Consider the following 11,681-nt stretch of genomic DNA (forward strand, 5'->3'; position numbering starts at 1 on the left):
GGTAAAAATCACTCAGCCCGTGAGTTGCCAACCGCTCCAGAGTGTTGGCGAGCGCAGGTTGAAGCAGCAGTTCGTCGGGATCGAGCGCCTGACCTGTTGGCGCAAACAGGCCGCGAAAGCCAGGGTACTGGCCGAGCTGCGGCAAGCGTGCGGTGATTTGTTGATGCAGCCCTGCGCTCACCGGTACGCCATGACGCGCATAGTGGATGGCATCGTTCAGCAGACGCGTTAACGGCAGCGGCGCGTTGGCCATCTGCTCTCCTGCCCACTCCAGCGCACGTTCCCAACCGCCCACCGTGCCGGCGACAGTATTGGCTGCCAGCGGGCCGCGCACCGGAACCTGCTCATATCCTGCCTGGCGATAAAAATCGATATTTGCTTTCTCCGCCGCAAAGCCACAGGCCTGAATCGCCACCGGCGCTTCACCCGGTTTTGAGATTAACCAGAATCCATCGCCGCCGATGCCATTCATATGCGGGTAAACCACCGCGATGGTCGCCGCCGCCGCCACCATCGCCTCAACCGCATTACCGCCATCGCGCAAAACGGCCACTGCACTTTCTGCGGCCAGCGAGTGCGGCGCAACGGCCATGCCCTGCATACATTTAGCTGATTGGATTTGAGTCATCGTCTGCACCTTGCCTACATGAGTGTATACACAGATGTAGGCACAAAGCGTGCCAACTGTTATTTTTGTTAATTATCTTGTGGTTATGTGAATAAAACAGAAAAGGCGGAGATTAACGCGGAGCAATGTTCGCACCGAAGCGGTGCCGATGTGGCCTGATGGTGCGCACTAAAAAAGCAAAAACCCTGCCGAAGCAGGGTTTTTGTCGTCTTGATAAATGCCGCCGGGACGGCGATGAATCAGAACGGGATATCGTCATCGAAGTCCATCGGCGGTTCGTTAGACGGTGCCGGAGCGGACTGCTGCTGCGGGCGAGACTGCGCGCCGCCGCTGAACTGATTGCCGCCCTGTGGCTGCTGAGGCTGACCCCAACCGCCCTGCTGCTGCTGGCCGCCACCTGCCGGTGCACCGCCGCCCTGACGGCCACCCAGCATCTGCATGGTGCCACCAACGTTAACCACGACTTCGGTGGTGTATTTTTCAGCGCCGGACTGATCGGTCCATTTGCGGGTACGCAGCTGGCCTTCGATATAAACCTGAGAGCCTTTACGCAGGTATTCGCCTGCTACTTCCGCCAGCTTGCCGAACAGCACAACGCGGTGCCATTCAGTCTGCTCTTTCATTTCACCGGTCGCTTTGTCACGCCAGGATTCGGAAGTAGCCAGCGTAATGTTGGCAACTGCGCCACCATTCGGCATGTAGCGTACTTCCGGGTCCTGGCCCAGGTTACCGACGAGAATCACCTTGTTTACGCCTCTGCTGGCCATGTTTGTCTCTCCTGAAAAATGAATCTTGATTAAGTGTAAACGCGCCAGTGTATCATTTCCAGACGGTATTTTGGTAGCTGCGAGACAGATTCCACTAAACATCTTATCCCGCTGCAATTTTCATCGGCATCCGGAATCGGCATTCCAATACTGTATATTCATTCAGGTTAAGTTGTGTCATAATTAGCCGTTTCTGCCGTTTGTCCTTCTAACAAACCAGGCAATCCGTGTATCTCCTCTACCGGGAAAGGTGAATGGATAAGATCGAAGTTCGGGGCGCCCGCACCCATAATCTCAAAAACATCAACCTCGTCATCCCTCGCGACAAACTGATTGTCGTGACTGGGCTGTCCGGGTCTGGCAAATCCTCACTGGCTTTTGACACCCTCTACGCCGAAGGGCAGCGTCGCTATGTAGAATCGCTTTCTGCCTATGCGCGCCAGTTCCTGTCGCTGATGGAAAAGCCGGATGTCGATCATATTGAAGGGCTGTCGCCTGCGATCTCTATCGAGCAGAAGTCGACGTCACACAACCCGCGTTCGACGGTCGGTACCATTACCGAAATTCACGACTACCTGCGCCTGCTATATGCCCGCGTAGGCGAGCCGCGCTGCCCGGATCACGACGTGCCGCTGGCGGCGCAAACCGTCAGCCAGATGGTCGATAACGTACTGTCGCAGCCAGAAGGCAAGCGCCTGATGCTGCTGGCCCCGATCATTAAAGAACGTAAGGGCGAGCACACCAAAACGCTGGAGAACCTGGCAAGCCAGGGCTATATCCGCGCGCGCATCGACGGCGAAGTCTGCGATCTGTCCGATCCACCAAAACTGGAACTGCAGAAGAAACACACCATCGAAGTGGTGATTGACCGCTTTAAAGTACGCGATGACCTGACGCAGCGTCTGGCGGAATCGTTTGAAACCGCACTGGAGCTCTCCGGCGGCACGGCGGTGGTCGCCGATATGGACGACCCGAAAGCGGAAGAGCTGCTGTTCTCCGCCAACTTCGCCTGCCCGATTTGCGGCTACAGCATGCGCGAGCTTGAGCCACGCCTGTTCTCGTTCAACAACCCGGCGGGCGCATGCCCAACCTGTGACGGCCTGGGCGTGCAGCAGTATTTCGATCCTGACCGAGTTATCCAGAACCCTGAGCTGTCGCTGGCCGGTGGCGCGATTCGCGGCTGGGATCGTCGTAACTTCTATTACTTCCAGATGCTGAAGTCGCTGGCAGAACACTACGAATTCGACGTTGAAGCCCCGTGGGAAAGCCTTGATGCCACCGCGCAGAAAGCCATTCTTTACGGCTCCGGCAAAGAGTCGATTGAATTCAAATACATCAACGACCGTGGCGATACCTCCGTGCGTCGCCATCCGTTTGAAGGCGTACTGCACAACATGGAGCGCCGCTACAAAGAGACGGAATCCAGCGCGGTGCGCGAGGAGCTGGCGAAGTTCATCAGCAACCGTCCGTGCGCCAGCTGCGACGGCACCCGTCTGCGTCGCGAAGCACGCCACGTCTACGTTGAAAATACGCCGCTGCCGACCATCTCCGACATGAGCATCGGTCACGCGATGGACTTCTTCAACAACCTGAAGCTCTCCGGCCAGCGCGCGCAAATCGCGGAAAAAGTGCTGAAAGAGATCGGTGACCGCCTGAAGTTCCTGGTCAACGTTGGCCTGAACTACCTGACCCTCTCCCGCTCCGCAGAGACCCTCTCCGGCGGCGAGGCGCAGCGTATCCGTCTGGCAAGCCAGATTGGCGCGGGGTTGGTTGGCGTGATGTACGTGCTGGATGAGCCGTCTATCGGCCTGCACCAGCGCGACAACGAACGCCTGCTCGGCACGCTGATTCATCTGCGTAACCTTGGCAACACGGTGATTGTGGTTGAACACGATGAAGACGCTATTCGCGCCGCCGACCACGTTATCGACATTGGCCCAGGCGCGGGTGTCCACGGTGGCCAGGTAGTCGCTGAAGGGACGCTGGACGACATTATGGCGGTGCCAGAGTCGTTAACCGGGCAGTTCATGAGCGGGAAGCGCAAAATTGAAGTGCCGAAAGACCGCGTTCCGGCGAACCCGGAAAAAGTGCTTAAGCTCACGGGTGCTTCGGGTAACAACCTGAAAGACGTGACCCTGACGCTGCCGGTCGGCCTGTTTACCTGCATCACCGGCGTGTCCGGCTCCGGTAAATCAACGCTGATTAACGATACCCTGTTCCCGATTGCGCAGACGCAATTAAACGGCGCAACTATCGCGGAACCGGCGCCGTACCGCGACGTTCAAGGGCTGGAGCATTTCGATAAAGTTATCGATATTGACCAGAGCCCGATTGGCCGTACTCCGCGTTCCAACCCGGCCACCTACACCGGCGTCTTTACGCCAGTGCGTGAGCTGTTTGCCGGCGTGCCGGAATCGCGTTCACGCGGCTATACCCCGGGCCGTTTCAGCTTTAACGTCCGCGGCGGTCGCTGCGAGGCCTGTCAGGGCGATGGCGTTATCAAAGTCGAAATGCACTTCCTGCCGGATATCTACGTGCCGTGCGACCAGTGCAAAGGCAAACGCTATAACCGTGAAACGCTGGAGATTAAGTACAAGGGCAAGACCATCCACGAAGTGCTGGATATGACCATTGAAGAGGCACGTGAGTTCTTCGATGCCGTTCCGGCGCTGGCGCGTAAGCTGCAAACGCTGATGGACGTTGGCCTGACCTACATCCGTCTTGGCCAGTCGGCAACGACGCTTTCCGGCGGCGAAGCCCAGCGCGTGAAGCTGGCGCGCGAGCTGTCAAAACGCGGCACCGGTCAGACGCTCTATATTCTGGACGAACCGACCACCGGCCTGCACTTTGCCGATATCCAGCAGCTGCTGGAAGTGCTGCATCAGCTCAGAGATCAGGGCAACACCATTGTGGTTATCGAGCACAACCTGGACGTGATTAAGACCGCGGACTGGATTGTCGATCTCGGTCCGGAAGGCGGTAGCGGCGGCGGTGAAATTCTCGTCTCCGGGACACCAGAAACGGTGGCTAACTGCGAAGCCTCGCACACCGCCCGTTTCCTTAAGCCTCTGCTGGGTTAATCACGAGTACATCTGCTGTCGGAGCGTTTCCGGCAGCAGATCCACCGCCAGCTGATAGGACGCATCCACCAGATAGTAAATTTGCGAACTTGGCAGCGAACCATCCAGGTAGACGGTGCTCCAGTGTGCTTTGTTGAGGTGTCGGCTTGGACGAACGTCTTTGTGCTGCTGACGCAGCAGCTCTGCCAGTTCGGGGCTGGTTTTCAGCGACACCGCCGGGCGGTCTTCGACATCCTTCACCATCGCAAACAGCACGTCGGCCACTTTAATCTGTGTTGCCTTCCAATCGCTGTGCACGCTCTGTTCCGCGCCACGCTTCGCCATGCAGTACTGCAGAAGATCCGAACTGGTCATCATTTTATACTCCTCAGTCTCGCAAACCATGTTGTGCAAAAAAGCATCATTTCAGTGTGCAACAAGACGCCGAAAGGATAAACCTTTCAGCGCCTGATTTTGACTAAAAAAGCATCATTTATTGGTGCAAATTGTAGGCCGGATAAGCGAAGCGCCATCCGGCAGCATAGAGCAGATTGCCGGATGCGGCGTAAACGCCTTATCCGGCCTACAAAGTGTTGTCGCTAGTACTCGGAGTTAACGATCACTTCTTCATTAAACGCACCGGCCTGCGGCAACGGGCGATAGGTCGAGTTAGAGGCGCGCAGGACGCGGATACCGCGGGCTCCCACTTCACGCGCGGCGGTGATGTCGTTATCGGAATCACCGTAGAACACCCTGATGTTCTTCTCTTTCAGCCACTGAGTCTTCGTGTTCTGACCCGGCTCATCACCGGCAAAAATCACCGGATTCATGTTCGCCCCGGGGATCAGGAAATCATCCTGCAGCGTTTTAGAGACGGTTTCGGTTTTGGTCTGGCTACGGCCGGTCACGAAGTAGATGCTGTCGCCGCGCTTCACATGCATTGCAATCAGCGAACGGGCCACTTCTTTCGGGATACTGAACGCGTCCCAGCCGTTATTCATTTTTTCCCAGAACTCGGGGTTCTTCAGGTAGTCCTGGCTATCCGGCGAGTAGGTTCTTTGCCCGCGCCAGAAGCCTGGGCTTGAGAACAGGACGGTATCGTCGATATCAAAACCGACCGCCATTGGCGGATGGCCCATCAGGCTGTTTTCAATTTGCGCCACGGAAACCCAGTGGATAGGAGCCTGTTCGGCCAGCTTCGCAACGTCGGTACCAGGGTAGAGTGGAGAAGGTGACGAGGCGTGAGCCGTCACCGAAGCATTCAGTGCAAATAACAAGCAGACGGCACTGAGAGCTTGCGTGATCTTGCGCATGTTTTCCCTTAATTCGTCGAGTCGTTATTGTAATAAAGTGAGTGTTGCTTCAAATAAAAGCACTGCGACCTTACCGTCTGAGGGATACGATTGAAAGGTTTATCTCAGAATAATCCTGAAAAAAGTAAGGGGATCACAGTTTAGTGCTTTGAAAGCACGCTGGCTCAGCATATACCTCCGAGCCAGCGTGAGCACTTACTTACATGACTGCAGCAAATGCTTTTGCCACACGCTGTACGTTGCGGCTATTGAGGCCCGCTGCGCACATACGACCGCTGGCAATCAGGTAGACGCCAAATTCATCGCGCAGACGATCGACCTGCGCGGCGCTCAGGCCGGTATAGCTGAACATTCCTCGCTGTTTGAGCAGGTAGTCGAAGTTACCGTTCGGCATCTCTTCTTTCAGCACGTTCACCAGCGCCTGACGCATGTCCAGAATGCGAGTGCGCATCCCTTCCACTTCCGCCAGCCACATGGCTTTCAGCTCAGCATCACCGAGAACGGCAGCCACAATCTGCGCGCCGAAGTTTGGCGGGCTGGAGTAGTTGCGACGGATGGTCGCTTTCAGCTGACCCAGCACGCGCAGCGCGGTCTCGTTATCTTCACAGATAATCGACAGGCCGCCGACGCGTTCGCCGTACAGGGAGAAGATTTTGGAGAATGAGTTGCTGACCAGCGCCGGTAGGCCTGCGTCGGCGATGGCGCGAATGGCATATGCATCTTCTTCCATGCCTGCGCCAAAGCCCTGGTAGGCGATATCGAGGAACGGAATAAGATCGCGTGCTTTCAGTACCTCAACCACGCCATCCCACTGTTCATTTGTGAGATCGGCACCAGTTGGGTTATGACAGCACGGGTGCAGCAGCACAATGCTGCGCGCAGGCAGCGTGTTCAGCGTTTCCAGCAGCGCGTCGTAACGTACGCCGTTGGTTTCGCTATCAAACCAAGGATAGGTGCCAACCTTGAAACCAGCGCCTTCAAAAATCGCGATATGGTTTTCCCAGGTAGGGTCGCTGACCCATACGCCGGAATCCGGGAAGTAGCGCTTGAGGAAATCTGCGCCCACTTTCAGCGCGCCGGAGCCACCCAAAGTCTGGATAGTCGCCACGCGCTGTTGCTGGAGAACCGGGTGATCGGCGCCAAACAGCAGCGGTGCTACTGTGTGACGATAACTGTTCAGCCCTTCCATCGGCAGGTACAGCGACGCGCCGTGCGGCTGCGCGTTGAGTCGCGCTTCAGCCTCCGCCACCGATTTCAGCTGCGGAACAATGCCGTTTTCGTCATAAAACAAGCCGATGCTGAGGTTAACTTTGTCGCTGCGCGGATCTTCTTTAAAGCGTTCCATTAAGGAAAGAATCGGGTCGCCCGCATAGGCGTCAACTTTTTGAAACACGCGATGGTTCTCCAGGTTTACAGAAGGCAGGAAATAACACAATAAACTGGATGGGGAGGAAGGTCGAGCGGTTGATGAAAAGATTGCCGGATGGCGGCGTAAACGCCTTATCCGGCCTAGGGTCAATGCGCGATGTAGGCCGGATAAGCGCAAGCGCCATCCGGCACGCGATAGGCTTAGTCGATATACTTCATCGCCACCCGCGACGTCAGGCGCGTAATAAGTTCGTAAGCACTCACTTTTGTGATTTCAGCAATGCGTTCAACCGGCAGGCCATCGCCCCACATGATCACTTCATCACCGGTTTTATCCTGGGCATTCGGGCCCAGATCGACGCAGACCATGTCCATCGCCACGCGGCCCACAATTGGCACTTCGCGGCCGTTAACCAGCACTGGCGTACCGGACGGTGCCGCACGCGGGTAGCCGTCGCCGTAGCCCATCGCGACCACGCCGAGGCGGGTATCGCGTTCGCTGACCCAGGTGCCGCCGTAGCCAACCGGCTCACCGGCTTTGTGCTCGCGTACGGCAATCAGGCTGGAGGTCAATGACATCACCGGCTGCATGCCGAAGTCTGGGCCCCACGGTTTCTGTTCCAGCGGGGATACGCCGTAGAGAATGATACCTGGGCGCGCCCAGTCGAAGTGCGATTGTGGCCACAGCAGAATGCCGCCGGATGCCGCGATAGAACGTAGACCCGGTTTGCCCTCGGTGAAGGCGGTGAAAATCGCGAGCTGTTTTTCAGTCGCGCCGCATTCCGGTTCGTCGGCACGGGCAAAGTGGCTGACCACGTTAACCGGCTGGCGCACGTTTTTGCACTGGCTCAGACGCTGATAGAACGCATCGGCATCTTCCGGGAGTACGCCCAGACGGTGCATACCGGTGTCGAGCTTCATCCAGACGGTGACCGGCTCGCTGATGTCAGCGGCTTCCAGCGCTTCAAGCTGTTCGATGTTATGCACGGCGGTATGCAGATGCTGGGCAGCAATCGTCGGCAGATCGGTCGCGTTGAAGAAGCCTTCCAGCAGCAGAATTGGCTGAGTGATCCCGCCCTCGCGCAGGCGCAGCGCCTCTTCAAGACGGGCAACGCCAAAAGCATCGGCGTCGGGGAGCGTTCGCGCGGTCTCGAGGAGGCCGTGTCCGTAAGCGTTCGCTTTCACCACCGCAACCAGCTTGCTGGCAGGTGCCAGCTCACGCAGACGTTGCAGGTTGTGTCGCAGAGCGCGGCGGTTAATGACTACAGTTGCCGCTTGCATTTGTGTTCCTTGATATGAATTTGCTGATTCAGCGTTGTTATTCGTCGTCGTACTGCGGACCGGCGTAGTTATCGAAGCGCGACCATTGACCGTTAAACGTCAGGCGCACCGTGCCGATTGGGCCGTTACGCTGTTTACCGATAATAATCTCGGCGATGCCTTTTAAGTCACTGTTTTCGTGATAAACCTCATCACGATAGATGAACATGATTAAGTCGGCATCCTGCTCGATGGAGCCGGATTCACGCAGGTCGGAGTTGACCGGGCGTTTGTCCGCACGCTGTTCCAGGGAGCGGTTAAGCTGCGACAGCGCCACCACCGGCACGTGCAGCTCTTTGGCTAACGCTTTGAGCGAGCGGGAAATTTCGGCGATCTCCAGCGTACGGTTGTCGGAAAGCGACGGCACGCGCATCAGCTGGAGGTAGTCGATCATGATAAGGCCGATGCCGCCGTGTTCACGGGCGATACGGCGCGCGCGGGAGCGCACTTCCGTCGGCGTCAGGCCGGAGGAGTCATCGATATATATGTTTCGTTTTTCCAGCAGAATGCCCATGGTGCCAGAGATACGCGCCCAGTCCTCATCATCGAGCTGGCCGGTACGAATACGGGTCTGGTCAACGCGCGACAGCGATGCCAGAGAACGCATCATAATCTGTTCGGATGGCATCTCGAGACTGAAGATCAGTACCGGTTTATCCTGCAACATCGCCGCGTTTTCGACGAGGTTCATCGCAAAGGTGGTTTTACCCATCGACGGACGCGCCGCCACGATGATCAGGTCCGACGGCTGTAGACCGGCGGTTTTCTTGTTGAGGTCGTCATAACCGGTGTTCACCCCGGTGACGCCGTCATGCGGCTGCTGGAAAAGCTGTTCGATGCGCGCGACGGTAGCGTCGAGCACTTCGGTAATATTTTTCGGGCCTTCGTCTTTGTTAGCGCGGCTTTCAGCGATTTTAAAGACGCGGGACTCGGCGAGATCCAGCAGGTCTTCACTGGTGCGCCCCTGCGGGTCGAAACCGGCTTCGGCAATCTCGTTAGCCACCGCAATCATTTCACGAACAACGGCACGTTCACGGACGATATCAGCATAAGCGCTAATGTTCGCCGCACTTGGCGTATTTTTGGAGAGTTCTGCCAGATAGGCAAACCCGCCGACGCTGTCCAGTTGCCCCTGTCGCTCCAGCGATTCCGCGAGCGTAATCAGGTCAATCGGGCTGCCGCCTTCCTGCAAACGCCCCATCTCCGTAAAGATGTGACGGTGCGGACGGGTATAGAAATCTTCCGCCACCACGCGCTCGGCAACGTCGTCCCAGCGCTCGTTGTCCAGCATTAGCCCGCCCAACACCGATTGTTCCGCTTCAATCGAGTGCGGCGGTACTTTCAGCCCGTCTACCTGAAAATCGCGGACGCGAGGTTCGGTTTGCGGTTTGTTGAAGGGTTTATTTGCTGCCATAGTGAATGGTATTACCGAGATAAAGAGTGGGTCGAAAGATTACCACATAATCGTTCTGGAGGAAGCATGGCAACCCGTATTGAATTTAGCAAACATGGCGGCCCGGAAGTGCTTAACGCGGTCGAGTTCACTCCATCAGCCCCTGGCGAAAACGAAGTGCAGGTGGAAAACAAAGCTATCGGTATCAACTATATCGACACCTATATTCGCAGCGGGCTGTATCCGCCACCGTCAATGCCCAGTGGTTTAGGCACAGAAGCGGCTGGCGTGGTGAGCCAGGTGGGTAGCAACGTGAAGCACATCAAGGCGGGCGATCGCGTAGTCTACGCGCAGTCCGGGCTCGGTGCGTATAGTTCAGTGCATAACGTCCCGGCGGATAAGGTCGCCCTGCTTCCGGCGGCTATCTCCTACGAGCAGGCCGCCGCCTCTTTCCTCAAAGGCTTAACCGTCTTCTATCTGCTGCGCAAAACCTACGAAATCAAACCCGGCGAACTGTTCCTGTTCCATGCCGCCGCAGGGGGCGTAGGACTGATTGCCTGCCAGTGGGCAAAGGCGCTGGGTGCGAAGCTTATCGGTACCGTCGGCAGCGCGGAGAAAGCACAGCGTGCACTTCAGGCCGGTGCCTGGCAGGTGATTAACTATCGCGATGAGAATATTGCTGAGCGCGTCAAAGCACTAACCGGCGGGAAAAAGCTGTCAGTGGTGTACGACTCGGTGGGGAAAGACACCTGGGAAGCGTCGCTGGACTGCTTAAAGCGCCGTGGGCTGATGGTCAGCTTCGGTAACTCTTCCGGCCCGGTCACCGGGGTTAACCTTGGCATTCTCAATCAAAAAGGCTCACTGTTCGCCACCCGCCCTTCCCTTAACGGCTACATCACCAACTATGATGAGCTGAAAGAAGCTAGCCACGAACTGTTCTCGCTGATTGCGAGCGGGATTATCAAAGTGGACGTGGCGGAGAGCCAGAAGTATCCGTTGAAGGACGCGCGGCGCGCGCATGAGATTCTGGAGAGTCGGGCTACGCAGGGGTCAAGCCTGCTGATTCCGTAACGTTCCTGCCGCACAAAAGACTAGGGCTTCCCGTAGGAAGCCCTTTCTTTTTTTAGTTCGGCTGTATGTAGGGTACAGCTCGATGAATTCTTTAACGGCGGCAATAGTGACAGATTTATTACGCGAATCCTATGAGGTTTTATGCAAAATGATTGAGGTTGTGACGAGGACCTCAATACCTCCGATAATTGCCGCGATATGGCCGTTCTTTCGGTGAATTAATCGCCCGGATAATCCACACCGCCGCGACCGCCAGGATAAGCCATGGCAGTAACTTAATCATAATAGCAAACAGCCCGCCAACGAACATTAATACGGTGGCCACCACCAGCGCGGCAATAATGCCGAGCAGCGAAATCCCGGTGACCAGCAGCATCACAAAAAATCCAATCACAAATAACAGTTCCAGCATGGTGGTTCTCCCAGAAATCATACGTAGCTGTCTGAACTATTACAAAAAACGTGCCAAAAATAACTTATTGATTATCAATAAGAAAGCCCCACAACGTTGTGCAGGGCTTGGTGAATTTGACCAGGATTTAGCGAAAAAATTAACGCTTATCCGCGACCAGCTTTAACGCGTGTTCCAGTACGTTGATATCGGCACCCGCTTTGTGAGCGTTCTCGCTCAGGTAGCGACGCCACTGGCGCGCGCCAGGGATGCCCTGGAACAGACCCAGCATATGACGGGTGACGTGGCCCAGATAGGTGCCGTTGCTCAGCTCGCGCTCAATGTACGGATACATGGCACGCACTACGGCG

Annotated in this window: 11 protein-coding genes and 1 pseudogene; 2 read left to right on the forward strand and 10 right to left on the reverse strand. The window is 56.5% G+C overall.

Features of this window, described 5'->3' with window-relative positions; translation table 11 throughout:
- Both GKAS_RS19930 and ssb1 read right to left on the reverse strand, forming a co-directional pair.
- Nucleotides 1-628, reverse strand: a 628-nt coding sequence (locus GKAS_RS19930; RefSeq protein WP_246870755.1) for a gamma-glutamyltransferase, incomplete at its 3' end; no start/stop codon positions are given.
- A gap of 239 nt (nt 629-867) precedes the next feature.
- Nucleotides 868-1,395, reverse strand: a complete 528-nt coding sequence (ssb1, locus tag GKAS_RS19935) for a single-stranded DNA-binding protein SSB1 (RefSeq protein WP_035896752.1) — start codon at nt 1,393-1,395, stop codon at nt 868-870.
- 254 nt (nt 1,396-1,649) lie between these two features.
- Here ssb1 and uvrA point away from each other — a divergent pair, with 254 nt between their 5' ends.
- A complete protein-coding gene (gene uvrA / locus GKAS_RS19940) occupies nt 1,650-4,475 on the forward strand; it encodes an excinuclease ABC subunit UvrA (RefSeq protein WP_035896754.1) in 2,826 nt (941 codons plus the stop codon).
- Here uvrA and GKAS_RS19945 read toward each other — a convergent pair whose 3' ends face one another.
- The 6 genes and pseudogenes from GKAS_RS19945 to dnaB form a co-directional block, all read right to left on the reverse strand.
- Nucleotides 4,476-4,829 (reverse strand): MmcQ/YjbR family DNA-binding protein, encoded by a 354-nt coding sequence (locus tag GKAS_RS19945; RefSeq protein ID WP_035896770.1) that lies wholly within the window; start codon nt 4,827-4,829, stop codon nt 4,476-4,478.
- 224 nt (nt 4,830-5,053) lie between these two features.
- Entirely contained in the window at nt 5,054-5,767 is a 714-nt protein-coding gene (aphA, locus tag GKAS_RS19950) for an acid phosphatase AphA (protein WP_035896755.1), read from the reverse strand.
- A gap of 199 nt (nt 5,768-5,966) precedes the next feature.
- Entirely contained in the window at nt 5,967-7,160 is a 1,194-nt protein-coding gene (gene tyrB / locus GKAS_RS19955) for an aromatic amino acid transaminase (RefSeq protein ID WP_035896756.1), read from the reverse strand.
- Nucleotides 7,144-7,327: pseudogene (locus GKAS_RS25610) on the reverse strand (hypothetical protein); the annotation flags it as partial. The pseudogene GKAS_RS25610 and the gene tyrB, both read right to left, overlap by 17 nt.
- Nucleotides 7,328-7,336: 9 nt before the next feature.
- A complete protein-coding gene (alr, locus tag GKAS_RS19960; RefSeq protein WP_035896758.1) occupies nt 7,337-8,416 on the reverse strand; it encodes an alanine racemase in 1,080 nt (359 codons plus the stop codon).
- 37 nt (nt 8,417-8,453) lie between these two features.
- Nucleotides 8,454-9,869 carry a replicative DNA helicase gene (gene dnaB, locus GKAS_RS19965; protein ID WP_035896759.1) on the reverse strand — a complete coding sequence of 472 codons (1,416 nt, stop codon included), beginning with the start codon at nt 9,867-9,869 and terminating at the stop codon, nt 8,454-8,456.
- Between the two features lie 66 nt (nt 9,870-9,935).
- On the opposite strand from dnaB, the gene GKAS_RS19970 reads away from it, so the two are divergent.
- Nucleotides 9,936-10,919 carry a quinone oxidoreductase gene (locus tag GKAS_RS19970; protein WP_035896761.1) on the forward strand — a complete coding sequence of 328 codons (984 nt, stop codon included), beginning with the start codon at nt 9,936-9,938 and terminating at the stop codon, nt 10,917-10,919.
- Nucleotides 10,920-11,091: 172 nt separating this feature from the next.
- Here the strand turns inward: GKAS_RS19970 and pspG are convergent, their stop codons facing one another.
- Entirely contained in the window at nt 11,092-11,331 is a 240-nt protein-coding gene (gene pspG / locus GKAS_RS19975) for an envelope stress response protein PspG (RefSeq protein WP_035896763.1), read from the reverse strand.
- Between the two features lie 139 nt (nt 11,332-11,470).
- The coding region (locus GKAS_RS19980; protein ID WP_210436384.1) for a tRNA-dihydrouridine synthase at nt 11,471-11,681 on the reverse strand (211 nt) is incomplete at its 5' end.

This window comes from Kluyvera ascorbata ATCC 33433, assembly GCF_000735365.1.
GTDB classification, from domain to species: Bacteria; Pseudomonadota; Gammaproteobacteria; order Enterobacterales; family Enterobacteriaceae; genus Kluyvera; species Kluyvera ascorbata.